The organism is Microlunatus soli, from assembly GCF_900105385.1.
GTDB lineage: Bacteria > Actinomycetota > Actinomycetes > Propionibacteriales > Propionibacteriaceae > Microlunatus > Microlunatus soli.
The window spans coordinates 3,975,962-4,001,654 of record NZ_LT629772.1 but is presented as its reverse complement, the minus strand read 5'-3'; the positions used below and the strand labels follow the sequence as shown (position 1 = coordinate 4,001,654).

The 25,693-nt window shown below is 66.9% G+C and carries 18 protein-coding genes; 11 read left to right on the top strand and 7 right to left on the bottom strand.

Annotated elements, in window-relative coordinates:
- Positions 1 to 22: 22 nt before the first annotated feature.
- Both BLU38_RS18285 and BLU38_RS18280 read right to left on the bottom strand, forming a co-directional pair.
- On the bottom strand, positions 23 to 838 hold the full coding sequence (locus BLU38_RS18285; protein WP_231919912.1) for an alpha/beta fold hydrolase: 816 nt from the start codon (positions 836 to 838) through the stop codon (positions 23 to 25).
- A complete protein-coding gene (locus BLU38_RS18280; protein ID WP_231919911.1) occupies positions 835 to 2,382 on the bottom strand; it encodes a sulfatase-like hydrolase/transferase in 1,548 nt (515 codons plus the stop codon). Before BLU38_RS18280 ends, BLU38_RS18285 begins: the two co-directional genes overlap by 4 nt.
- A gap of 163 nt (positions 2,383 to 2,545) precedes the next feature.
- Between BLU38_RS18280 and BLU38_RS18275 the strand changes: the two genes are divergently transcribed.
- From BLU38_RS18275 to BLU38_RS18240, 8 genes are all read left to right on the top strand, one after another.
- Positions 2,546 to 3,586, top strand: a complete 1,041-nt coding sequence (locus BLU38_RS18275) for a LacI family DNA-binding transcriptional regulator (RefSeq protein ID WP_091526909.1) — start codon at positions 2,546 to 2,548, stop codon at positions 3,584 to 3,586.
- 99 nt (positions 3,587 to 3,685) lie between these two features.
- The gene (locus tag BLU38_RS18270; protein ID WP_157683544.1) at positions 3,686 to 5,185 is read left to right on the top strand and encodes an ABC transporter substrate-binding protein; all 1,500 of its coding nucleotides are present in this window, start codon (positions 3,686 to 3,688) and stop codon (positions 5,183 to 5,185) included.
- Entirely contained in the window at positions 5,182 to 6,129 is a 948-nt protein-coding gene (locus BLU38_RS18265) for a carbohydrate ABC transporter permease (RefSeq protein ID WP_091526907.1), read from the top strand. The genes BLU38_RS18270 and BLU38_RS18265 overlap by 4 nt, the downstream gene beginning before the upstream one ends.
- Positions 6,129 to 7,028, top strand: a complete 900-nt coding sequence (locus BLU38_RS18260) for a carbohydrate ABC transporter permease (RefSeq protein WP_091526906.1) — start codon at positions 6,129 to 6,131, stop codon at positions 7,026 to 7,028. Before BLU38_RS18265 ends, BLU38_RS18260 begins: the two co-directional genes overlap by 1 nt.
- 49 nt (positions 7,029 to 7,077) lie before the next feature.
- Positions 7,078 to 8,739, top strand: a complete 1,662-nt coding sequence (locus BLU38_RS18255; protein WP_231919910.1) for an alpha-L-arabinofuranosidase C-terminal domain-containing protein — start codon at positions 7,078 to 7,080, stop codon at positions 8,737 to 8,739.
- A gap of 55 nt (positions 8,740 to 8,794) precedes the next feature.
- Positions 8,795 to 9,397, top strand: a complete 603-nt coding sequence (locus BLU38_RS18250) for an AAA family ATPase (RefSeq protein WP_091526905.1) — start codon at positions 8,795 to 8,797, stop codon at positions 9,395 to 9,397.
- 39 nt (positions 9,398 to 9,436) lie between these two features.
- A complete protein-coding gene (gene purF / locus BLU38_RS18245; RefSeq protein ID WP_091526904.1) occupies positions 9,437 to 10,891 on the top strand; it encodes an amidophosphoribosyltransferase in 1,455 nt (484 codons plus the stop codon).
- 2 nt (positions 10,892 to 10,893) lie between these two features.
- Positions 10,894 to 11,382 (top strand): hypothetical protein, encoded by a 489-nt coding sequence (locus BLU38_RS18240; protein ID WP_091526903.1) that lies wholly within the window; start codon positions 10,894 to 10,896, stop codon positions 11,380 to 11,382.
- A gap of 27 nt (positions 11,383 to 11,409) precedes the next feature.
- Here BLU38_RS18240 and BLU38_RS18235 read toward each other — a convergent pair whose 3' ends face one another.
- The 4 genes from BLU38_RS18235 to rpoB form a co-directional block, all read right to left on the bottom strand.
- Entirely contained in the window at positions 11,410 to 12,681 is a 1,272-nt protein-coding gene (locus BLU38_RS18235; protein ID WP_197679768.1) for an MFS transporter, read from the bottom strand.
- Between the two features lie 203 nt (positions 12,682 to 12,884).
- Positions 12,885 to 13,790, bottom strand: a complete 906-nt coding sequence (locus BLU38_RS18230; RefSeq protein ID WP_091526901.1) for a hypothetical protein — start codon at positions 13,788 to 13,790, stop codon at positions 12,885 to 12,887.
- Positions 13,791 to 14,173: 383 nt separating this feature from the next.
- Positions 14,174 to 18,031: a DNA-directed RNA polymerase subunit beta' gene (locus BLU38_RS18225; protein WP_091526900.1), complete on the bottom strand. Its 3,858-nt coding sequence runs from the start codon at positions 18,029 to 18,031 to the stop codon at positions 14,174 to 14,176.
- A gap of 124 nt (positions 18,032 to 18,155) precedes the next feature.
- Positions 18,156 to 21,647: a DNA-directed RNA polymerase subunit beta gene (gene rpoB / locus BLU38_RS18220; RefSeq protein WP_091526899.1), complete on the bottom strand. Its 3,492-nt coding sequence runs from the start codon at positions 21,645 to 21,647 to the stop codon at positions 18,156 to 18,158.
- Between the two features lie 470 nt (positions 21,648 to 22,117).
- Between rpoB and BLU38_RS18215 the strand changes: the two genes are divergently transcribed.
- The 3 genes from BLU38_RS18215 (at position 22,118) to BLU38_RS30965 (ending at position 24,191) form a co-directional block, all read left to right on the top strand.
- On the top strand, positions 22,118 to 22,996 hold the full coding sequence (locus tag BLU38_RS18215) for a LysR substrate-binding domain-containing protein (protein WP_091526898.1): 879 nt from the start codon (positions 22,118 to 22,120) through the stop codon (positions 22,994 to 22,996).
- 98 nt (positions 22,997 to 23,094) lie between these two features.
- Positions 23,095 to 23,964 carry an alkaline phosphatase family protein gene (locus BLU38_RS18210; RefSeq protein WP_091526897.1) on the top strand — a complete coding sequence of 290 codons (870 nt, stop codon included), beginning with the start codon at positions 23,095 to 23,097 and terminating at the stop codon, positions 23,962 to 23,964.
- A 77-nt stretch (positions 23,965 to 24,041) separates the two neighbouring features.
- Positions 24,042 to 24,191 carry a hypothetical protein gene (locus BLU38_RS30965; protein WP_157683543.1) on the top strand — a complete coding sequence of 50 codons (150 nt, stop codon included), beginning with the start codon at positions 24,042 to 24,044 and terminating at the stop codon, positions 24,189 to 24,191.
- A gap of 129 nt (positions 24,192 to 24,320) precedes the next feature.
- Here the strand turns inward: BLU38_RS30965 and BLU38_RS18205 are convergent, their stop codons facing one another.
- Positions 24,321 to 25,667 (bottom strand): MFS transporter, encoded by a 1,347-nt coding sequence (locus BLU38_RS18205; protein WP_091526896.1) that lies wholly within the window; start codon positions 25,665 to 25,667, stop codon positions 24,321 to 24,323.
- Positions 25,668 to 25,693: the final 26 nt, after the last annotated feature.

The window sequence follows — 25,693 nt, the reverse complement described above, 5'->3', positions numbered from 1 at the left end:
CGTCGGTGCCTGCGGCCTCGGATCAGCGGCCGGACAGCCATCGCTCGAGCGCGGCCATCAGGGCGACCGGCGCGTCGTAGGTGATCAGATGGCCGGCGTCGTCGATCATCTCCAGCTCGGCGGCGGGGATCATCCGAGCCAGGCGGTCAGCGCGGTCGACCGGGATCCAGCTGTCCTGCCGACCCCAGATGATCTTGGTCGGAACCGTCAGCTCGCGGTAGCGGTCCTCGACCTCGGCTGTGAAGCACTCGTCGGCCTGGGCGATCTGCCGGTAGAAGGCCGCACGGCCCTGGTCGGTGAGCCACGGCGCGGTCAGGTCATCAAGATCATCAGTGGCCAACCGCCGGTACGCCGCTCCCGCGATGTAGGCCTCGAGTGCCCCGCGATGGATGGCCGCTGGCAGCTGTTCGAAGACGTCGGCATGCTCGGCGACGAGCCGGAAGAACGGCGATCCCCAGGGCCGCAGCGCCACCACGTCGACCAGAGCCAACGAGGAGTATTCCGTGCCGTGCAACAGATGTGCCCGCAACGAGACGGCACCACCGAAGTCGTGGGCGACGACGTGCGGCCGGTCAAGTCGCCAATGCTCGACCAGGTCGGCCAACAACTCGCCCTGGACACCGAGATCGACGGCATGATCGGGATCCATCGAGGATTGTCCGTAGCCGGGCATGTCCCACAGGTGGACGGTGAAGCCGGCGCTGAGCGCGACGGCGTAACGGTCCCAGACCACCGAGGACCACGGGGTGCCGTGGCACATCACCAAGGGTGGGCCGGAGCCGAACCTGGTCCAGCGGACCCGGCGACCGCGCCAGCTCAGCTCCTGGTCGAGCCTCACGTCGGGTAGCTCGCTTCGTCCAGTCCGCTCATGCTCGGATCGTAGCCGACACCTCCGACGTCGTACATCGAGGTCATCCAGTGATAGAAGTTGTCGCCGCGCTCCCGCAGCCGCTGATAGAGCCGCTGCTGGAGCTCCGCTCTGACGGCGCGGAGTTCGTCGTCGCGATACCGGTTGTGCAGCTCGTCGGGGTCGACCTGCAGATCGTACAGCTCGTTGACCGATTCGGGATTGATCACCAGTTTGTAGCGGTCGGTGCGCAGCATCCGTTGCGGGTAAGGGAAATGATGGCCGTGGAATTCGCAAATGATGTCGTCGGGCCAGTCGACGGGCTCGTTGTTGATCAAGGGCAACAGGCTCCGCGAGTCGACAGCTTCCGTCGGATCGGCGCCGGCGAGTTCGAGGATGGTCGCGGTGCAGTCCAGCAGACTGACGAACGCGTCACGGACCTGCCCCGGCTGCTGGCCCGGGATCCGGATCAGGCCCGCGGTCCGGTAGATGTCCTCATACATCGCCGGCCCCTTGTCGTGCAGCCGATGTGATCCGGTGAACTCACCATGATCACTGGTGAAGAAGACGGCGGTCCGATCGTCCAGGCCGAGCCGCTGCATCGCTGCCAGCACCCTTCCGATCTCGGTGTCGATCATGGTCACGTAGCCGTGGTAGATCGCGATCAGCTTGCGGGACAGTTCCGACGGCATGGTGTCGAAGGTCCAGTGTGCGCTGTAGTTGGCCTGCACCGGCGGCTTGCCCTCGAAGGTCTCGGTGACCGATGCCGGCAGTTCGACGGTCGCGGGGTCGACAAGATCGAAATACTGCTCGGGCAGGATGTAGGGCAGATGCGGGCCGAAGAAGTTGAGCTGCAGGAAGAACGGTTTGCCCTGCGGATCGGCCGCATAGCGCTCCATCATCTCGATCGCCCGAGTGGCCAGGTAGTGCTCGAAGGTCGCCTCGACGGGCTGGTGCAGCCGGGCGGCGAGCAGGTTGCCCGGGCCACCGTTCGGCAGCGTGCCGCGGATCCGATCGCTGATCTCGTACGGCGGCAGGTCGCGTTCGGCCAGGTAGGCCAGGTAGTCGGCGTTGTCGACCGGGTTGTGCCAGCCGGGCAGCGTCGGGCCGTCGAAGCCGAAGTCGGCGGCGGTGCGGTTGGTCCCGACGTGCCACTTGCCGATCAGCCCGCAGTTGTAGCCCTGCTCGATCAGTGCCCGCGAGAAGGTGAACTGGTCCTCGGCCAGATCTTCCAGGTAGCCGACATTGCGTTCGTAGTTGGCCAACAGCTTGTGTCGGAACGGTGCTGCACCGGTCAGCAGGCTGGCCCGCGCCGGCGTGCAGATCGCGGTCGGGGTGTACCAGCGGTCGAATCGGGTGCCGGTGGCTGCCAGGCCGTCCAGCACCGGGGTGTCGGCGCGCGGGTTCCCGTAGGCGCCGATGGTGTCGACCCGATGCTGGTCGGTCATCAGGAAGAGGATGTTGGGCCGCTCGGCTGCGGCGTCTGCGACGGCGGCACCGGTCTGTGCGGAGGCGTTCACCACAGCATCTTCCACGACAACACCCTTCCATTTCGTTCGAGATCGGAAAGGTAGCGCTACCATTCCGATCGGGTCAACCGTGCCACGACTCCGTGTCCGCCGACCCCACCGCAGAACGGGTAGCGGCTACGATTCCGCAGCAGACAGCTGTCCCGAGCGCAACCCGAGGGAGGACCGGATGCCCCGTCATCCCGGCGAGCGCCGCCGCCTCGGTCACCCGTCGGTCGCCGACGTCGCAGCCCGGGCCGGCGTCGCGCCGGTGACCGTGTCTCGGGTCGTCAACGGCCAGGATTCGGTCCGCCCGCAGACCCGGCAGCGGGTCGAGCAGGCGATGGCCGAGCTCGGCTACCGCGCCAACACCGCAGCCCGGGCGCTGGCCACCGGCCGCTTCGGCACCATCGGACTGATCGCCTTCGACCTGACCAAGGTGGGCAACCTCTACATCGCCGACGCGGTCATCCGGCAGGCCCAGCTCGCCGGGTACGCAGCCAACGTCGCCACCCTTGACGCCGCCGACGACGCATCCCTGCAGGCTGCGATCCGGCGCCTGACCAGCCTCGCGATCGACGGCCTGATCGTGGTCGAGGCCCGGATCCTGGATACGCCGAACCTTCGGTTGCCGAGCAATCTGCCGGTCGTCGTCGCCGAGGGCGCACCGGACATCGGCTACCCGGCAGTCGGCGTCGACCACGGCGCCGGGGCGATCGCAGCGACCGAGCATCTGCTCGACCTGGGCCACCGGACGGTGCATCACGTCACCGGGCTGGCCGACTCCTATCCGTCCCGACGCCGCCGCGAGGGCTGGCAGCGGACGCTGCGCCGGCACGGCCGCGACATCCCCGAGCCCGCTGCCGGCGACTGGTCGGCCGAGTCCGGCTACCGCGCCGGGCTGGAGCTGCTCGCCGATCCCGGCGTCACGGCGGTCTTCGCCGCCAACGACCAGATGGCGATCGGCCTGCTCCGCGCCGCCGCCGAACTCGGCCGAACCGTACCCGACGACCTCAGCGTGGTCGGCTACGACGACTCCGAGGTCGCGGCCTATCTGACCCCGCCGCTGACGTCGGTGCGGCAGGATCTCGCGGGCGTCGGGCGCAGCTGCGTCGACCTCCTGGTGGACAGCGTCCGCGGCAACGAACCCGACTGGTCCACCCGGCTGCTGCGCCCCGAGCTGGTGGTCCGGCAGAGCACCACGGCACCCCGCACGACGCTCACAACCTGACGCCGCCGAACCCTTGACGCGACTTCGCACGGCTTCCTATTCTGGTCGTCTCGAATGGTAGCGCTACCATTCTCGGCACCGGCGACGAGGGAGCCACCAATGACGAACCAAGGATCTTCGGGCCGGGCTGCCGGCTTCAGCCGCAGGAGTCTGCTCGGCCTGACGGCGACGGCAGGAGCCGGAGTCGCCTTGTCGGCGTGTACCGGCGGCGGCCAGACCAGCGAGAAGGCCGCCGGGCAGGCGGGCGGCGACACCGGCAGCATCGCCTGGTGGGATCAGTACCGGCCGCTGACCAAGCTCTTCGAATCCGACATCTTCGCCGGCTACATGAAGGAGCACGCCGGGGTGAAGATCACCCGCCGCGAGATGGAGGCGGCCGACCTCGGGCAGGCGTTGCAGCTGGCCAAGCGCAGCAATCAGCTGCCCGACGTGTTCTCCACCGCCGGCCTGGAGTCCGCCGCCGCGGCCCTGGTCGACGAGAAGTGGTTCCAGCCGATCGGTGACCTGGCCGACGTGGCCGGCAGCCCGGTGGCAGACTTCCTCTACGACGGCATCCATCGCTTCGACGGCAAGATCTACACCTTCCCGGTGTTCAGCGGGCGGGTGCACGACGCGATCCCGTGGACCAACACCGAGCTGCTGAAGGCCGCCGACGTCGACCCGGACAGCTCACCGGCGACCTGGGACGACCTACGGTCGGCGGCCCGCACGCTGACCAAGAAGACCGACGACGTGTACGGGATCGTGCTTCCGGGCAAGGAACCGGGCTACCTGGAGGCGCTCGTCACCCGACTGGCCCAGACGGCCGGTGCTGCCGGTCCGATCGACTGGCACACCGGTGAGTACGCCTATTCCAGCCAGCCGTTCCTGGACGCGATCGACTATCTGCTGGCCCTGCAGGCCGACAAGTCGGTGCACCCGTCCTCGCCGTCGATGGGACCACGGGACGCCCGGGCCCGGTTCGCAGCCGGCCAGGTCGCCGTCTATCCCTGGGGTGCTTGGATCATCGGCGGCCTCAACGTCGACGAGCCCGAGTCGATCGAGCGCGGCATCGGCGTCTGGCACGTGCCGACGCCGCAGACCAAGCGCAACTTCGTCTACAGCGGTCCGGCCGGCGGCCCGTTCTGGGTTGCGAGCAGTTCCCAGCATGCCAAGATCGCCGCCGACGTGATGCTCCGGCTGAGCACGGTCGAGGTGCAGAAGAAGCTGGCCGAGACGATGGACGTGCCGCCGGTGCTGCTCGATCAGGTCGCCGCCTCCGATGCGCACCCGACCTACAAGAAGAACGTGACATACCTGGAGGACGACGTCCGGATCGCGCCGGCGCCGGAGGTCGGCAATCCCGCGGTCGCGCAGGTGTTGGCATCGATGCGCGACGTCCATCCCGATCTCGGCGAGATCGTCCAGACCGCCTTGACCGACAAGAAGTCCGATTACAAGGCCGCGTTGCAGAAGCTGGACGACGAGATGACCAAGGAACGCGATCGCGCGTGCGCCGTGGTCAGCAAGAAGGGCACCAAGATCGGCGCCGAGGCCTGGGTCTTCGGCAACTGGGATCGGTCCGCGGACTACACGCCCGAGTCCTACGAGCAGCGATGACCGCCGCTCTGGGTGATCTTCGCCGCTCGACGGCCGGGACATCACGCAAACGCGGGCACCTGCGACGCAATTGGTGGATCTACCTCTTCCTGCTGCCGACGGTGCTCGGCTACGGCGGCTACACCGTCTATCCGCTGGTCGCGTCCTGGTGGTACGCCTTCCTGGACTGGCCCGGCTTCGCCGACGCCGGCACCTTCATCGGCATCGAGAACTTCAGCCGGCTGCTGTCCGACGACCTGTTCTGGAACGCCTTCGGCAACTCGCTGCTGTTCCTGATCATCGCCGTACCCCTGCGGGTCGGGTTGGCGCTGTTGCTTGCCCTGGTGCTCAACTCGGCCAGGACGCCGTTCCGTGGCTTCTTCCGGACGCTGTTCTTCCTGCCGGTGGTCACCACCGGCGCTATCGTCGGCATCGTCTTCACCCTGATCCTGGACGGCAGCGGTCCGGTCAACGCAGCGTTGATCAAGGCTGGTCTGCTGCAGGACCCGGTCAACTTCGTCGCGACCTCCGGCACCTCGCTGTACGCCGGAATCGCCGTCTGGGTGTGGAAGTGGCTCGGCATCACGCTGATCTACTGGCTGGCGGCGTTGCAGACCGTGCCGCAGGACGTGCACGAAGCGGCGCTGATCGACCGCGCCGGCCCGGTCGCGGAGTTCCGGCACATCACGCTGCCGCTGCTGCTGCCGTTCCTGGTGATCATCACCTTGATCGACACCGTCTCCGGACTGAACGTCTTCGATCTGATGCAGACCCTGACCGGTGGCGGCCCGTCGTTCTCCTCCGAGGTGATCGAGATCTACATCTTCCGGACCGCATTCGGCGCGACCGTCCCGCAGCTGGGCTACGCCTCGGCCGCGGCGGTGCTGTTCGGACTGCTGACCATGATCATCGCCGTCGGTCAGGCGGTCGGCGTCCGCTGGGCGCGGCGACGGATGGGGGCCTGATGACGGCAACCCTGCCCCGGACCGCGCCCTCCGTCGACAGCACCGCACAGCCCTCTCGACCACGGATCCACACCCGCGGACGACTGCGCACCGTGATCACCGGTGTGGTGCTGGCGTTGATCGCGGCAGTCTGGATCTACCCGTTCATCTGGTTGGTCTCGGCGTCGCTGAAATCCGGCAGCGAGGTGTTCGGCAAGGGCCTCTCGCTGATTCCCGACCGCTTCCGCTGGGACAACTATCTGCACGCCTGGACCGAGGTCGGCTTCGCGCACTACATGATCAACACGGTGATCATCACCTTCGGTACGGTCGCGCTGGTGATCATCCGGAGTGCACTGGCCGGCTACGTCCTGGGTCGACGCAACTTTGCCGGCAAGCGGGTCCTGATCGCGATCTTCCTGATCACCTTCTTCATCCCGGAGGGCTACACGATCATTCCGATCACCCAGCTGACCGACCAGTTGCACCTGCTGAACACCCACCTCGGGGTGATCCTCGGCCTCGGCGCGGGCGGGCACGTGACCGCGATCCTGCTCTATGCCGGCTACTTCGCCAAGCTGCCCAAGGAGCTCGAGGAGTGTGCCGAACTGGACGGCGCCGGACCGATCACCGTCTTCTTCCGGGTGATGCTGCCACTGGCGTGGCCGATCACCTCGACCGTGTTCATCCTGACCTTCCTGTTCGCCTGGAACGTCTACCTGCTGCCGTTGGTGTTCACCCTGAGCAGCCCCGAACTGCGTACGCTGGCGGTCGGGATGACCGTGTTCGTCAGCGAGCAGAGCACCGACTGGTCCGGGATGGCCGCGGCCGCGGTGATCTCGCTGGTCCCGGTGATCGCGGTCTTCGTCGTCCTGCAACGCCGGTTCGTGGACAGCATCGCCGGTGCCGTCAAGCAGTGACCCCCATCCGATCAACTCGTCCCATCTGATCAAGGAGTGCAGCAGCATCGTGAGCAGCGCAATCCCTGCCACCCATCCGAACGCCACCCATCCGAACGCCACCATCAAGATCGATACCCGCCATCCGGTCGGCACCATCGACGACGACGTCTACGGCCACTTCCTGGAGTCGGCGTTCTTCGGGAACATCGAGGGCGGCGTGATGGACGAGGGGTCGCCGTTGTCGCTTCCCGATCCCGGCCTGCTGCAGGGGCTGCGAGCCGACGTGCTCGAGTTGTGCCAGGAGCTGATGCCGGCACCGATCCGGTGGCCGGGCGGCAATTTCACCTCCGCCTATCACTGGACCGACGGGATCGGCCCGAAGGACGACCGCCCGACCCGACTGGAGCTGGCCTGGGGCAGCAGGGAGACCAACCGGTTCGGCACCGACGAGTTCCTGGCCTGGTGCGAGGCGATCGGCGGCCGGCCCTACCTCGCACACAGCGCCCGCGACGTCGACGAAGCGGTCCGTTGGGTCGAATACACCAATGCCACCGGGACGACGTTGGCCGGACAGCGCGCCAGGAACGGCCGCGAACAGCCCTGGTCAGTGCGCTACTGGGGCGTCGGCAACGAGGTCTACGGGCCGTGGCAGATGGGCAACCGCAGCGCCGAGCAATATGCCCGGGATGCCCGCGAGCACGCGATGTTCATGAAGTCGGTGGACCCGGACATCATCACCATCGGGGTCGGCATCCAACGCGGGCAGCACGAGGACCAGGAGCACTGGACCCGTGAACTGCTGCAGCGGGCAGGTCGGCAGCTGGACATGCTGTCGATGCATCTGTACGGCGCCAACACCCGGCTCTACCGGGCCGACTACGACGACGCGCTGTCCCAGAATGTGCATTTCGAGACCGAGCTGCAGTCCTACGCCGCACTGGTCTCCGAGCTGTCCGACCGGGCCGGGCTGGACCGACCGCCACGGCTGGTGATGGACGAGTGGAACATCCGGCACGTCGAGCCGAACCACTGGCCCGAACCGCAGCCGGGCGACGACGGTGGCACCGCTCCCCGCTCGCTGCCGAGCGATGATGCCGAGCCGACCGGTTACCGGGTCAACCGGTGGGATCCGCGGACGCTGACCGATGCGTTGTTCTACGCCGGCGTCTTCAACGCCACCCACCGGACGGCCGGACTGGCTGCGCCGTTCGCGATGACCAACGCGGTCAACCTGGTCAACGCCAACGGGATCGTGGTCGGTCGGCCGGGCGGCGCCGTACGGTCCACGGCCTTTCACGTCTGGAAGCTCTACCGGGAGCAGACCGGCCGGACGGCGTTGGCCTCGGAGGTCCGCGGTCCTGCCCGCAACGGATCGGTCCGGTTCGGCGACGTCCGCAACTCCGACGGCAGCTTCCGTACCGCGCCGGGGACCATCCCCGATCTCGACGTGTCCGCGACCCGGGCCGGCGACGGGTCGCTGCGGCTCGCCGTGATCAACCGGAACCGGACCGACACGATCACCGCGAAGGTGCTGCTGGACGACAACGGCGAGCTGCCGCGTACCGCACGGATCCGCTGCCTGGGTGGCGATGTCGACGATCCGGACACCGCCAACACGCTGGATCGCCCGGACGCGGTGACCGTCATCGATCACGGCGAGGTGGCCGGTGTCGATGGCGCCTGGACCTTCCCGCCGCACTCGCTGAGTATCCTGACCTTGACCGTCTGAGCCGTGGCGAACCGGGCGTAGCCTGCGGGAGACAGGCCGTCGCAAAGGGGTTCCGATGCCGCAGACCGAGGCACAGCTGATCGCCGTCGGCGGATTCCCCGGCTCGGGAAAGAGCTCGGTGTCCGGCATCGTCGCGACCGAGCTCGGCTACCCGGTGCTGGCATCGGACCTGTTCGGGAACACGATCAAGGACGTGCTGGTCCAACACGGCAGCGATTCCGGCCTGTCGTCGCTGGCGTTCCGCGCCGGATATGCCACCTTGTTCGCCGTGGCCGAGGAGATCGTCGGTCACCGGTGTTCGGTGATCATCGACTGCAGTCTTGGCTGGCAGTTCCAGTGGGACGCGTTGGATGCGATCGGTCGGCGGACCGGGGTGCGGCCGCAGCCGGTCATCTTGGAGTGTTCGCCGGCGACCTGCATCCGGCGGCTGGAGCAGCGCCACCGCCGAGACCCCGTACGGTATCCATCGGCAACGGAATTCTTCGACCAGCCGCAGCTTCGCGACGTCCGGCGGGTGCTCGAAACGATCGAGCGACCGGATGTCCGACGGATCGACGCCGAGCGTCCGATCGCCGAAGTCTGTGCCGATCTCCGCCGCGCGATCGGACGTCCGCAGCACCTCGATGCGAGCTCGACGGCAGCTCGATGGGAGACTTGACCGACAGCGGCCTTCCAACCTGCAGGAGCAAGTCAGCACATGTGCGGCATCGTCGGCATCGTCTCCTCCGATCCGGTCAACCAGCAGATCTATGACGCCCTGCTGCAACTACAGCACCGCGGCCAGGACGCGACCGGGATCGTCACGATGGACGGCCCGACCTTCCACTCCTCCAAGACCCGCGGCCAGGTGCGGGAGGCGTTCAGGACCCGGGACATGCGGTCCCTGCTCGGCAGCGTCGGCCTCGGCCACGTCCGCTACACCACCCGCGGCGACGCGGCCAACGAGCGCGAGGTGCAGCCGTTCTACGTCAACGCGCCGTACGGCATCACGCTGGTGCACAACGGCAATCTGACCAATGTCCGTGAGCTGGCCGACGCCCTGTTCCACATCGACCGGCGGCATGTGAACTCCACCAGTGACACCGAGTTGCTGCTCAACGTGCTGGCCACCGAGCTGCAGTCGCAGATCAGTGGGATCGAGCTCGAGCCGGAGCAGATCTTCGCCGCGGTTCGGCAGACCCAGCAACGGCTCGAGGGGTCGTACGCGGTGGTCAGCCTGATCGCCGGTTACGGGCTGCTCGCCTTCCGGGATCCGTACGGGATCCGGCCGTTGATCATCGGACGTCGCGACACCGGCGGTCGGACCGAGTGGATGATCGCCTCGGAGTCGGTTGCCCTCGAGGCCTCCGGCTTCGCGGTGGTCCGCGACGTCGAGCCCGGCGAGGCGATCTTCATCAGCCAGAACGGGGAGTTCTTCGCCGCCCAGTGTGCCGAGCAGACCCGCTTGGTGCCCTGCGCGCTGGAGTACATCTATCTGTCCCGGCCCGATTCGATCATGAACGGCATCTCGGTCTACGAGGCCCGACAGCGGATGGGTGACCGACTCGCCACCCGGGTCCGCGAGCACATGTCGCTGGGCGATATCGACGTCGTGATGTGTATCCCCGACTCGGCCCGGCCGTCGGCCATGCAGGTCGCCCGGAACCTCGGCATCGAATACCGCGAGGGCTTCTACAAGAACGTCTACGTCGGCCGGACCTTCATCATGCCCGGGCAGGCGACCCGGCGGCGCAGTGTGCGGCAGAAACTGAATCCGATCAGCAGTGAGTTCAAGGGCAAGAACGTGTTGCTGGTGGAGGATTCGATCATCCGCGGCACCACCTCCTCCCAGGTGATCGAGCTGGCCCGGGCGGCCGGCGCCAACAAGGTCAGCTTCGCCTCCGCCGCTCCACCGGTCCGCTATCCGAACGTGTACGGCATCAACATGCCGTCTCCGGAGGAACTGATCGCGCACAATCGCAAGATCCCCGAGATCAGTGATCAACTCGGCGCCGACCGACTGATCTACGCCGAGATCGACGACCTGCAGTCCGCGATCACCGAGGGTTCGCCGATCACCGAGCTGGACGTCAGCTGCTTCACCGGCGAGTACGTGACCGGCAAGGTGAGCGACGACTATCTGGCCTGGGTCCGCGAATCCCAGCTCTCCTGACCATGATCATTCCGCCGGAACCGCCGGATCCCGGACCGGAGATGAACGGCACCTGGTACGTGGTCCGCACCAGCCTGCCGTTCTGGCGGACCCGGACCGATCCGGCGATCAGCTATACCCCGCTACCGGACGGTCGAGTGACCGACACCGTGACCTATCGCCGCGCCGGCCGGGACCAGGTCGTGATCGGTGTGGACAGCCGTACCACCGATGACTCGGGCGACGGCTGGATCTGGCGCGGGCTCGGTGCCGTCACCCGCTGGACCAGCAGCCGCTGGCGGATGCTGGCAACCGAGGCGGACTGGGCGCTGTCCTCGTTTGCCAGGACTCCGTTCACTCCTGCCGGCATCGATCTGCTCTGGCGGTCGCCGCACCCTGACGAGGACCGGGTCGCCGAGGTGCTCGCCCGGCTGCCCTCGATCGCCGAGGCCGCCCCGTACGCCGCGCGGCTCTTCGCCCCGGTCCATCGGCGAAGCTCGCTGCCGAGCTGAGCTTGGATCCATCGATCCGGGCTGAGTTCAGGATCGGGCCGACCGCTCGGAGCGATTGGTACGGTGGCGATCGGCAGCGGCATCGCCGGGCACCAGCGGCGCAGCGGCCACCGGGCAGAGGGCGACGACCGCGAACGCGAGCGGGAAGCCAACGGCACCGATCAGCGCGCCGACGACCGGGCCGACGGCCGAGGCAGTGAGGAACTGCGCGGTGTTCTGCGCGCCGAGTGCCCGACCCGACCAGAACGGTCCCGCCGTCTCGGCGATCGAGGTGAACGCCAGTCCGTTGTCGGCGACAGTGATCACTGACGCGACCACCATCAGCAGCACCGCAACCGGGGAGTGGAGTTGATCAAGCAGCGCGAGCAGACCCATGGTGACAGCGGCGGCGATCGCGACCCATCGCAACGGACGCATCCGGCTACGGACCAGGTCGGAGAGTTGGCCGGCGCCGATCCGTCCGAAGGCTCCGAGGAACTGCGTTCCGGCCACCAGCAGACCTGCGGACGCAGCTGACCAGCCTCGGTCGGATACCAACCAGACAAGGGAAAACGTCCAGACCGTGAACTGCGGCACCACCAGCAGCACCGAGACCGCATGGATCCTGATCAAGAAGCGCGATCCGCGGTACGGATTGTTCAGCTGACCGGTATCACCGGCGGTCTTCTTCGACGGGCGCGGCGGGTCGATGACGATGATGACCGTCGCCAGCACGGCGATCACGGCCAGACCGGCGGGCAGCCACAACGCACCACCCAACCCGAATCGTTCGGCGACGGTCGGTACGGTGAGCGCCGCGATCCCGACCCCCAGCGGCTGGGCCATCTGCCGGATCCCCATCGCCAGCCCGCGCCGGTGCGCCGGGAACCAGCCGACCACGATCCGACCGCTGGCGACATTGCAGCTGGCGGCCGCCATTCCACCGAGTCCGAGGAAGAGCGCCAGGCCGGCGATCCGCCCGGCGCCGACTGTCGACCCGCTCTGCCCACCGACCAACGCCGCGCCGACGGCTGCCGCGGCCGTCAGCGACAGTCCGATGATCAAGGCCCGCCGTTCGCCGTACCGATCGACGATCGTGCCCCACAAGATCAACGTCAGCATGATGCCGATCGTCGGTGCCGCCACCAGGGCACCGGCCTGCGCCAGCGTGAACCCGTGGCGGTTGAGCTCGGGAATCAGAAATGCTGCGCCGTGCACGAAGTACGCGCTGACGGCCTGGTCGAGCAGCCCGACCCCGAGCATCGCCCAACGCCGGCTCACCCCCACCCGCGTGTCCGCATCCTGATACGCAGATCTCATACTGCAATACTCGCACCCCGCACTCGTCGCCGCCACGTCCCGATCAGCCTGCGAGATGCTCCCACCGCACGCCCCGCCCGCCCGCCAGACCCCATTCCCGCCGCACCGTTTGCGTACCTTCGCACCCTGTGTGCGGGGTGCGAAGGTACGCAGGGGGTGCGAAGTGCGCCGGTGTCGCGACGTGTGAGTCAATCAGCACGATGTCAATGAGCCCGGCGAGCAAGGGCAAAGGCCCGTCGAATGCGGGCAGCCAGCAGCCCGGGGGTGAAGAGATCGTCCCACGTCCAGCGAACGACGATGAAGCCCATCTCACGCAGCCGGTCCTCGCGTTGCTTCTCCCGGAACACGGCGTCGCCGGGTTCCTCGCCCGGGCGGAGCAGTCGGCCGTACTTGATCTTGCCGTCGAATTCCCCGATGACGTCGAACTCGTGCCAGTAGAAGTCGACGGCCGCCGCGAACCCGTCATCGCCGTTGAACTCGACCTGGAGCTCCGGTCGCGGCAGGTCCTGCTCGATCATCACGAGCCTGCTCCGGGATTCGCCGACGCTCTCACTACGGATGTCGAGCATCGAGGCGACTCGACGTGCCTTGCGGATGCCCCGGCGATAGTTCGCCGCCTCCAGTTGGTCTGTGACCGAGCCCATGTCCATTCCCCTGCGCAGAGCGGCATCGCCGATGGCAACACCGTCCTGCAGACTCGTCGTCCTCGCCAGGTCGACGAATGTCCGATCGAGGCTCGTCACCGGAATGCCGGCAAGATCGACGATCTCCGAGTCGCCCAACGGCGCGACGTGCACGTGCACCCCACGCCGGATCCGCCCACCGCTGTTGCGTTTCCGGGTCAGGTGCACTCGCCGGTACGCGTCCGGTTCGACCGGCAGATCGTGCAGCACTCCGGCCGATCCGAAACTGACCACCGAGTCGGACTCGGTGACTGCGGCGGCGGCTCGGATCAGCAGGCGGTGCTCGTCCAGCAGCGGCTGATCGGCAGAATCGCTGTAAGCACCGCGGCGGATCCGGCGAATCTCGCCGCGCTGTCGCATCTGTCGAAGCTCGTTGTGATCAATACCGTCGGCCGCCAGATCGCGTGCCAGGAGAAGGTCCCTCATACCTCCACACTGCAGATGACAGACCCGACCTGTTCGGCCTGTGGACAACGATTGATCCGGTTCTCAGCCTGGGGATAAGTCCACGGTCGCCCGTAGCACGACGCGGCCGCGGACCGCGGACTGCACGGCCCCGCCGCACCCCTCCCGTACCTTCGCACCACGTATACACGGTGCGAAGGTACGCAAACGGTGCGGCCGGGACTGTGCCCAGGGCATCGGACAACCCGACCCTGAAGGACCACACAGCCGCAGCAATTGCGTACCTTCGCACCAGGTACACACGGTGCGACGGTACGCAACCGGTGCGGCCGGGACTGGGCTGAGGGACGACGAAGGGGCGGCCCGGATCAACCGGGGCCGCCCCTTCGTGGGTTACGCCGTGATCAGCGGTAGTCGCCGCCGATGTCGAACTCCTCCAGCGGGACGGCTGCGCCGCTGCTGGAACCGAAGTCGTAGTCGAACGGGTCGTAGCCGACCATCGAGTACGCCTGCGCACGCGCCTCCGCGGTGGGCTCCACCCGGATGTTGCGGTAACGCTCCAGGCCGGTGCCGGCCGGGATCAGCTTGCCGAGGATGACGTTCTCCTTCAGACCGACCAGGGAGTCGGACTTGCCGTGGATCGCCGCGTCGGTGAGCACCTTGGTGGTCTCCTGGAAGGAGGCCGCCGACAGCCACGACTCGGTCGCCAGCGACGCCTTGGTGATGCCCATCAGCACCGGACGACCCGAGGCCGGGGTACCGCCCTCGGCGACCACCGTACGGTTGGCCGACTCATACGACGGACGGTCGACCAGGTCACCGGCCAGCAGCTCGGAGTCACCGGACTCGATCACCGTGACCCGGCGCAGCATCTGCCGGACGATGATCTCGATGTGCTTCTCGTGGATCTCCGCACCCTGCGTGCGGTACACGGTCTGCACCTCTTCGACCAGGTGCTCCTGGACCTTGCGGACACCAAGGATGCGCAGCACGTCCTGCGGATCCGGGGTACCGGCGGTCAGCTGCTCACCGACACCGACATGATCACCGTCGTCGACCAGCAGCCGGACCCGGCGGCTGACCGCGATCTCGATCTTGTCCGAACCGTCGTCGGGGGTGATGATCAACTTCTTGGAACGGTCACCGTCCTCGATCTCGATCCGGCCGGCGGTCTCGGCGATCGGCGCCTTGCCCTTCGGGGTACGGGCCTCGAAGAGCTCGACGACACGCGGCAGACCCTGGGTGATGTCGTCACCGGCCACACCACCGGTGTGGAAGGTCCGCATCGTCAGCTGGGTGCCGGGCTCACCGATCGACTGCGCCGCGACGATACCGACGGCCTCGCCGACGTCGACCAGCTTGCCGCTGGCCAGCGAACGGCCGTAGCACATCGCGCAGGTGCCGGTGGCGGCCTCACAGGTGAGGACGCTGCGCACCTTGACGGTGGACACACCGTTGTCGATCAGCAACTTGATGTTGACGTCACCAAGATCAACTCCGGCCGGCAGCAGCACGTTGCCGTCCTTGTCCAGGACGTCGACAGCCAGGCTACGGGCGTAGACCGCGGTCTCGACGTGCTCGTCGGCGACCAGCACACCGTTCTCGTCGGTGGCGATGGTCTTGGTCAGGCCGCGCTCGGTGCCGCAGTCCTCCTCGCGGATGATCACGTCCTGACTGACGTCCACCAGACGCCGGGTCAGGTAACCCGAGTCGGCGGTCCGCAGTGCGGTGTCGGCCTGTCCCTTCCGACCACCGTGGGTGGAGTTGAAGTACTCCAACACGGTCAGGCCCTCACGGAAGTTGGACTTGATCGGCCGGGCGATGATCTCGCCCTTCGGGTTGACCACCAGGCCGCGCATGGCGGCGATCTGGCGCATCTGCACCATGTTTCCGCGAGCGCCCGAGTGCACCATCATGTAGATCGGGTTGGTGTGGGAGAAGTTCTTCTCCATCGCCTGTCCGAGCACGCTGGTCGCGTCGGTCCAGATCTCGATCAGTTCCTGGCGGCGCTCGTCCTCGGTGATCAAACCGCGGTCGTACTGCTTGTCGACCTTCTCCGCCCGTCCCTCGTACTCGGACAGGATCTCGGCCTTGTCGGCCGGGGTGGAGACGTCGCCGATGGACACGGTGACACCGGACCGGGTGGCCCAGTGGAAACCGAGCGTCTTCAACGCGTCCAGGCAGCCGGCCACCTCGGACTTCGGGTAGCGCTCGGCCAGATCGTTGATGATCGCGCCGAGTTGCTTCTTGCCGACCTCGTTGTTGACGAACGGATAGTCGTCCGGCAGCGCCTCGTTGAAGAGGGCGCGTCCCAGCGTGGTCTCCAGCAGGATGGTGCCGTCGGGTCGCAGCTCGGAGCCGGCCGGCGGAACGATGTCCCGCATCCGGATCTTCACCTTGGCCTGGGCACCGATCTCGTGCAGGTCGAACGCCATCTGTGCCTCGGCCACCGAACCGAACACCCGACCGCTGCCCAAGACATCGTCCCGGTCCATGGTCAGGAAGTAGCCGCCGATGATCATGTCCTGGGTGGGCATGGTCACCGGGCGACCGTCGGCCGGCTTCAGGATGTTGTTGGTGGACAACATCAGGATCCGGGCCTCGGCCTGGGCCTCGGCGGACAACGGCAGGTGGACCGCCATCTGGTCACCGTCGAAGTCGGCGTTGAACGCCGTACAGACGAGCGGGTGGATCTGGATGGCCTTGCCCTCGATCAGCTGGGGCTCGAAGGCCTGGATGCCCAACCGGTGCAGAGTCGGTGCGCGGTTCAGCAGCACCGGGTGCTCGGCGATGACCTCTTCCAGGACGTCCCAGACGACCGGGCGCTGGCGCTCGACCATCCGCTTGGCGGACTTGATGTTCTGGGCGTGGTTGAGGTCGTCCAGCCGCTTCATCACGAACGGCTTGAACAGCTCCAGCGCCATCGCCTTCGGCAGACCACACTGGTGCAGCTTCAGCTGCGGGCCGACCACGATGACCGAACGGCCGGAGTAGTCGACGCGCTTGCCCAGCAGGTTCTGCCGGAAGCGGCCCTGCTTGCCCTTCAGCATGTCGGAGATCGACTTCAGCGGACGGTTGCCCGGTCCGGTGACCGGACGGCCGCGGCGGCCGTTGTCGAACAGCGAGTCGACGGCCTCCTGCAGCATCCGCTTCTCGTTGTTCACGATGATCTCGGGCGCACCAAGATCAAGAAGCCGCTTCAGCCGGTTGTTCCGGTTGATCACCCGGCGGTACAGGTCGTTCAGGTCGGAGGTGGCGAACCGGCCACCGTCGAGCTGGACCATCGGCCGCAGATCCGGCGGGATGACCGGGACGGCGTCCAGCACCATCGCGTCGGCCGCGTTGCGGGTCTGCAGGAACGCCGAGACGACCTTCAGCCGCTTCAGCGCACGGGTCTTGCGCTGACCCTTGCCGGTCTGGATGGTCTCCTTCAGGTTGGCCGCCTCGGCGTCCAGATCGAAGGTCTGCAGACGCTTCTGGATCGCGTCGGCACCCATCGAACCGGCGAAATACTTGCCGAACCGGTTCTTCATCTCGCGGTAGAGGATCTCGTCGCCCTCGAGGTCCTGGACCTTGAGGTTCTTGAAGCGGTTCCAGACCGCGTCCAGCCGATCGAGCTCACGCTGCGCACGGTCACGCAACTGCTTGACCTCACGCTCGGCGCCCTCACGGGTCTTCCGCTTGACGTCGGACTTGGCACCCTCGGACTCGAGGGTCGCCATGTCCTCCTCGAGCTTCTTCATCCGGGTCTCGATGTCGGAGTCCCGGCGGCCCTCGAGCTGCTTGCGCTCGACCTCGATCTTGCCCTCCAGCGAGGACAGGTCGCGGTGCCGCGCATCCTCGTCGACCGAGGTGATCATGTACGCCGCGAAGTAGATGACCTTCTCCAGGTCCTTCGGGGCGATGTCCAGCAGGTAGCCGAGCCGGCTCGGGACACCCTTGAAGTACCAGATGTGGGTGACCGGGGCGGCCAGCTCGATGTGGCCCATCCGCTCACGGCGGACCTTGGACCGGGTCACCTCGACGCCACAGCGCTCACAGATGATGCCCTTGAACCGCACCCGCTTGTACTTACCGCAGTAGCACTCCCAGTCCCGGGTGGGACCGAAGATCTTTTCGCAGAACAGACCGTCACGCTCGGGCTTGAGCGTGCGGTAGTTGATGGTCTCGGGCTTCTTGACCTCGCCGAAGGACCAGGCCCGGATCTCGTCGGCGTTGGCCAAGCCGATCCGGATCGTGTCGAAGAAGTTCACATCGAGCACAGTGTCTGTCTCTCTTATCTCTTAATGCTGAGGAAGTTTGTTGGCTCTTGGGACTGACCCCACCGGAGTTGTCAGAAGGTAGTTGGGCTATAGCGCAACCACGTTCTGACAACTCTGCGGTTGGTCAGACTTCTTCGACTCCGAGGTCGGCGCCGGGACGGCGCGACAGGTCGATCCCGAACTCGTCGGAGGCACGGTAGGTGTCGTCCTCGGAATCGCGGAGCTCGACCTCGGTACCGTCCGAGCTGAGCACCTCGACATTCAGGCAGAGGGACTTCATCTCCTTCACCAGCACCTTGAACGATTCCGGGATCCCCGGTTCGGGGATGTTCTCGCCCTTGACGATCGCCTCGTAGACCTTGACCCGGCCCGGGATGTCGTCGGACTTGATGGTCAGCAACTCCTGCAGGGCCCAGGCGGCGCCGTACGCCTCCAGTGCCCAGACCTCCATCTCACCGAACCGCTGGCCACCGAACTGCGCCTTACCACCGAGCGGCTGCTGGGTGATCATCGAGTACGGGCCGGTTGACCGGGCGTGGATCTTGTCGTCGACCAGGTGGTGCAGCTTCAGCATGTAGATGTAGCCGACACCGACCGGGTCCGGGAACGGCTCGCCGGAGCGTCCGTCGAACAACCGTGCCTTGCCGTCGGAGTTGACCATCCGGTCGCCGTCCTGGTTGGGCAGCGTGTTGCCGAGCAGACCAGTGATCTCGTCCTCGGTCGCACCGTCGAACACCGGGGTGGCCAGCCGCGAGTTGCCGTCGACATGGCTCAGCCCGACCGACCGCAGCCGCTCGGCCCAGGGCTCGTCGACGCCTTCGACGTCCCAACCCTGCTTGCCGACCCAGCCGAGGTGGGTCTCCAGCACCTGGCCGACGTTCATCCGGCTCGGGACGCCCATCGGGTTCAGGATGATGTCGACCGGAGTGCCGTCCTCCAGGAACGGCATGTCCTCGCTCGGCAGGATCTTGGAGATGACGCCCTTGTTGCCGTGCCGGCCGGCGAGCTTGTCGCCGTCCTGGATCTTCCGCTTCTGGGCCACGTAGACCCGGACCAACTGGTTGACACCCGGGGACAGCTCGTCGTCGGACTCGCGGTCGAAGACCCGGACGCCGATGACGGTGCCGGACTCGCCGTGCGGGACCTTCAGCGAGGTGTCACGCACCTCGCGCGCCTTCTCACCGAAGATCGCGCGGAGCAGCCGCTCCTCCGGGGTCAGCTCGGTCTCGCCCTTCGGGGTGACCTTGCCGACCAGGATGTCGCCGGTGCCGACCTCGGCACCGATCCGGACGATGCCGCGCTCATCCAGGTCGGCCAGCATCTCTTCGCTGACGTTGGGGATGTCGCGGGTGATCTCCTCCGCACCCAGCTTGGTGTCGCGGGCGTCGACCTCGTGCTCCTCGATGTGGATCGAGGTGAGGACGTCGTCCTGGACCAGCCGCTGGTTGAGGATGATCGCGTCCTCGTAGTTCAGACCCTCCCAGGGCATGAACGCGACCAGCAGGTTGCGACCCAGCGACATCTCGCCACCGTCGGTGCAGGGACCGTCGGCGATCGGCGTACCGACCTCGACGCGCTGACCGGAGGTGACCAGCGGACGCTGGTTGATGCAGGTGGCGTGGTTGGACCGCTGGAACTTGTCCAGCTTGTAGGTGCGGTAGTTGCCGTCGTCCTGGGCGATCTCGATCAGATCGGCCGAGACCGACTGCACAACACCGGCCGCCTTGGCGGTGGTCACGTCGGCAGCATCGACCGCGCCGCGGTACTCCATCCCGGTGCCGACGAACGGCGCCTCGGACTTGACCAGCGGAACAGCCTGCCGCTGCATGTTGGAGCCCATCAACGCGCGGGAGGCGTCGTCGTGCTCCAGGAACGGGATCATCGCGGTCGCGACCGACACCATCTGGCGCGGCGAGACGTCGATGTAGTCGACCTCTTCGGCGCGGATCTCGTCGGTCTCACCGTGCCGCTTACGGACCAGCACCCGCTCCTCGACGAAGGTGCCGTCGTCGTCGACCTTGGCGTTGGCCTGGGCGACGTCGAAGCGGTCCTCCTCGTCGGCGGTCAGATAGTCGATCTGGTCGGTGACCTTGCCGTCGATGACCTTGCGGTACGGCGTCTCGATGAAGCCGAACGCGTTCACCCGGGCGAACGAGGCGAGCGAGCCGATCAGGCCGATGTTCGGGCCTTCCGGGGTCTCGATCGGGCACATCCGGCCGTAGTGCGAGGTGTGCACGTCACGGACTTCCATGCCGGCGCGGTCACGGGACAGACCGCCCGGGCCGAGCGCCGACAGCCGGCGCTTCTGGGTCAGCGCCGACAACGGGTTGGTGTTGTCCATGAACTGCGACATCTGCGAGGTGCCGAAGAACTCCCGCAGCGCCGCAGTCACCGGGCGGACGTTGATCAGCGTCTGCGGGGTGATGGCCTCCACGTCCTGGGTGGTCATCCGGTCGCGGACGACGCGTTCCATCCGGGACAGACCGGTCCGGAGCTGGTTCTGCACCAGCTCGCCGACGGTCCGCAGCCGGCGGTTGCCGAAGTGGTCGATGTCGTCCTCTTCGACCACCAGGTCGGTGCCGTTCGGCGCGGGCAGCGTCTCCTTGCCCTCGTGCAGCGCGACGATGAACTTGATCGTGTCGACGATGTCCTCGGTGGTCAACACCTGCTGGTCGAACGGCAGGTCAAGGCCGAGCTTCTTGTTGATCTTGTAGCGACCGACCTTGGCCAGGTCGTAGCGCTTGGGGTTGAAGTAGTAGTTCTCCAACAGGGTCTGGGCGGCCTCACGGGTCGGCGGCTCGCCCGGACGGAGCTTGCGGTAGATGTCGAGCAGGGCCTCGTCCTGGGTGGAGGTGTGGTCCTTCTCCAGGGTGAGCCGCATCGACTCGTAGTCGCCGAACTCCTCCAGGATCTGCGCGTCGGTCCAGCCGAGCGCCTTCAGCAGCACGGTGACGTTCTGCTTGCGCTTGCGGTCCAGACGGACACCGACGGTGTCCCGCTTGTCGATCTCGAACTCCAGCCAGGCGCCCCGGGACGGGATGATCTTGGCGGTGAAGATCTCCTTGTCGGAGGTCTTGTCCGGGGTCTGTTCGAAGTAGACGCCCGGGGACCGGACGAGCTGGGAGACCACGACACGCTCGGTGCCGTTGACGATGAAGGTGCCCTTCTCGGTCATCAGCGGGAAGTCGCCGATGAACACGGTCTGGCTCTTGATCTCGCCGGTCTCGTTGTTCATGAACTCGGCGGTCACGAACAGGGACGCGGCGTAGTTGACGTCGCGCTCCTTGCACTCCTCCACCGAATACTTCGGCGGCTCGAACCGGTAGTCACGGAACGACAGCGACATGGTCTGGGAGAAGTCCTCGATCGGGGACAGCTCCTCGAAGACCTCTTCGAGTCCGGACTTGGTGTTGACGTCGGTACGTCCAGCGGCCAGATCCGCCTCGACGCGTGCCTTCCACACGTCGTTCCCGACCAGCCAGTCGAAGGACCGGGTCTGCAGGTCGAGCAGATTCGGGACCTCGAGTGGTTCGTCGATCTTGGCGAAAGAGATACGGCCGGAAGCCGAGATAGGCGACTTCTTGGAGTGGGTTGAGGCAGTGCGCGAGGCGGCCAAGAGTGGTCCTTCCGAGGAGCTCGCGGGCGATTCGGAGTGTCGTAGCGGCTGTTCAGTTGAGTTGCGGGATCCTGCTGGCAGGTGCCATCGGTTGACCCGCGCCTATGCACGACAAACGACCCGAGTCAAGAGAACCGGGTCGAAGGTATGCATGGGCGAAATAACACACTACAACGCGATCGGCGGATTGTCAACCCCAGCGGGCACACCACGCGGGAACCGTCCCGGCCGAGTCGCCTCTGACCCGACCTCGAGGACACCGACTGCAGCGGTCCCCGCGGCTCAACGGGAACGAGCATACTCATCGACCCGGCGCGAGCAAGCGACGCGCGGGCAACATTCGCACGACCTGCAGAAGACTCCTGCACCGGGAACCCGGCGACCCCGCCACGCCGGCCCGACGGGGTCGCTACGATGACGGACATGTATAGGTCATATCGATCTTTACGACACTTCAATCGGCTCTGCCGATGATCAACCCGCTGCATCTGCGGGCCTTCAACGCGGTGGCGGAGGCCGGCAGCTTCACCGGCGCGGCGCGCCGCTCGGCGATCAGCCAGCCGACCCTGTCGGAGCAGGTCAAATCGCTGGAGGCACGGTTCGAGGTTTCGCTGTTCACGCGGTCGGGACGTTCGATCCGGCTCACCGCGCTGGGTGAACGGCTGTATCAGGTGACCCGTCGGCTGGCCCGACTGGAACTCGAGGCCGATCGGCTGCTCTCCGACGCCCAGGACCTGCACACCGGCGAGCTGCGGCTGGCGGCCTCGGCGCCGGTGCACGCGGTGCCGATCTTCGCCGAGCTGGAACGACAACATCCGGGACTGCGGGTGATGCTCAGCTCCGGCAACTCCGAACAGGTGGTCGCCGAGGTCCTCGACCAGCAGGCCGATGTCGCGATCACCGCGGACCCCGGGACGCATGCCGGACTGCATGCCGAGCCACTGATGCGCAACGACCTGGTCGCGATCGTCCCCACCGATCATCCACTCGCCCACCTCACCGCGCTGCCGGCCGCCCGGTTGGTCGCCGAACGCCTCGTGCTCCGCGAACCGCAGTCGATGACCCGGCGGCGCTTCACCACCGCCGTCGCGGCGGTGGAACTGGCGCTGGGCGACGTCTTGACCGTGGACACCCGCGAGGCCGTCCATGTCGCCGTACGGGAGGGCATCGGGATCGGGATCAGTGCCGAACGGGAGGTCCCCGACGACCCGCGGGTGGTCGCCCGACCGGTCGCCGACCTCGACCTGGCGATGACCGAATACCTGGTCTGCCTGCAGGACCGGCGCAACAGCGAGCCGGTCCGTACCGGCTTCGCCGTCGCGCACCAGGTGATCGGCGACACCCACTGATCCACCACTCAGACCTCAACCGTCACAACCAGACCGAGACGAACAGCACCAGACCGAGACAGCAGAACCAGACCGAGACGAGCAGAGGGACATCACCGATGAGTTCGCAGCAGCACTCCCCCGCCGAGCACGGCACCGACAGCCAGCACGTCCTGGTGATCGGTATCGACGGGGTCCGTTTCGACACCCTGCAGGAACTGTCGACGCCGACGATCGAGGCGATCGGCGATGCGGGGTTCCTGGCCCCGGTCCGGGTGAACGAGGCCGGCCCGACGATCTCCGGCCCGAGCTGGGCCAGCGTCTTCACCGGCGTGTTCGCCGACCGCCACAACATCGCCAACAACCAGTTCGACGGTCACCGGCTGACCGAGTTCCCCGACGTCCTGCACCTGGCCCAGGCCCATCGCCCCGGCCTCCCCGTGTTCGTCGGCGCTGCCTGGCCGCCACTGGTCGGCGAGGTGAGCGGCGGTCCGCTGTTCGCCGAAGGCGGCTTCCGCCCCGATCCCGAGGCCGGTGACTGGGGCGCCCAGGACGAACTGGTGGCCGACGCCGCCGAGCAGTTCATCGCCGGACACGCCGGCCACCTGGGCAGCATCGTGGTCTGCTACCTCGGCGCCCCCGACGAGGTCGCCCATGCCGACGGTGTCGGCCCGACCTATCGGAAGGCGATCACCGACTCCGATGCCCGGGCCGGCCGACTGGTCGACGCGGTCCGCGCCCGCCAGGGCGAGGAGTGGACCGTGATCGCGGTCACCGACCACGGTCACGTCGATGCCGGCGGCCATGGTGGCGACACCGACGAGGAACGGACCGCATGGATCGCCGCCGCCGGCCCGGGAATCAGCGGCGCACCGGACGGTCTGGAGCAGGCCGACGTCGCGGCACACACGATGGCGACCCTGCAGATCGCCGAGCCGGCCTGGGCCCACATGTCCGGCCGTCCGTTCGGCAAGATCAGAAACGGCTGACGCGCACCGTCGGCAGCGACCGCCGGACAGGACGCACCGCCGAGCTCGGATCGCACTGTCACCTGCATGACGTTCGGGTGCCCCTCCGGACCGCCGTACGGAACGCCGCGCGGCGCCGGGACCCGAACTCGCATCCGCTGGACGCCGCCGGCATCGGTCATCTGCAGAGCCTGTTCGAGGAGCCGGACGACTCCGAGGGTTTCACACTGCACGTGATCGAGCCCTGAATCGAACGCTGACGAACGGGTTGCTGGTGCGGGACGGCTCGACGAGGTTGTGGGCTCATCGTCAGCGGATCTGAAGAGGTAGCGGCATGTCGCTGAGCCGCTGTCTGCAGCTCCTGGGCAGCGATCCGATCACTGGTCGGCGGGGTCACTCACCAGGTCGGTGACCGGTCTGCCACCCAGTTCGGCCGTCGGCGTCCGGTAGGTCTCCTTGGCCAGGAAGGCACCGACGGCCGACAGCACGCAGAATCCGGCGGTCATCCAGGCGACCGGCCTCCAGTCGGTCGGGTCGCCGGCGGTCAGCAGTTGGGCGATCGCCGGCGTGAAGCCGGCCGTCACCAAGCCGATCATCAGACCGATGGCCGTCCCGCTGTAGCGGACCCGGGCGGAGAACTGTTCGGGGAAGAACGACGGATAGACGCCATTGGGCAACGCATAGCAGATGCCGTTGAAGAGGATGGCGGTGAGGAAGATCAACGGCCAGTTGCCACCGGCGATCGCAGCCAGCAGACCGAAGATCGTCAGCGCCGTGCCCAGCGCACCGGCGATGAAGATCGGTTTGCGGCCGACCTTGTCCGACAGCCACCCTCCCAACGGCTCGGTGATCATGGTGACCACATTGGCGACGGCGATCACCACCAGCATGATCGACTTGTTCAGGCCGGCGATGTTGGTGGCGTAGGCCAGTGCGAAGACGGTGAAGATCGTGCTTCCCATCGTGATCATCGCCGCCAGTGCGACCTTGATCACGCTCGCCCAGTCGGTCCGGAACAGCTCGACGAACGGGATCGCCGCTACCTCGTCGGCACGCTTGAGCTCATCGAAGAGTTCCGGTTCGGTCAGCCGGCGGCGCAGGAAGTAGGCGAACACCGTGACGAAGGCACTGAGCCAGAACGGGATCCGCCACCCCCAGGACAGCAACTGATCATCGGGCAGTGCGGTGATCGGGACGAAGATCAGACTGGAGATCACGATCCCGAACTGGATGCCGCTGATCGTCCACGCGGCGAAGAAGCCTCGTCGTCCGAGCGGTGCGTGCTCCAAGGTCAGCGAGCTCGAACCGGGCGACTCCCCTCCCGCCGACAACCCTTGCACCAGACGGAGCACGACCAAGATGATCGGCGCGGCGATCCCGATGGTCTGATAACCGGGCAGACACCCGACCAGGAAGGTGGCCACGCCCATCATCAGCACCGTGGTCAACAGGATCTTCTTCCGCCCGAGCCGGTCGCCGAAGTGCCCCCAGATCACCGCACCCAACGGGCGGGCGACGTAGGCAACCCCCATCGTGCTGAGCGACAACAGCAGTCCGGTGGCGCCGGCATCGGGGAAGAAGATCCGGTCGAAGAACAGCGCGGTCGCGGACGCATAGATGAAGAAGTCGTAGAACTCCAGCGTGCTGCCGATGAACCCGCTGACGGCCGCGACCCTGGCGCGTTGCGAGGCCGTCGTCCCGCTGTCGCCCGTTCGAACCGTCATCGCCCGCGTCCTCTCCGCTGTCAGGA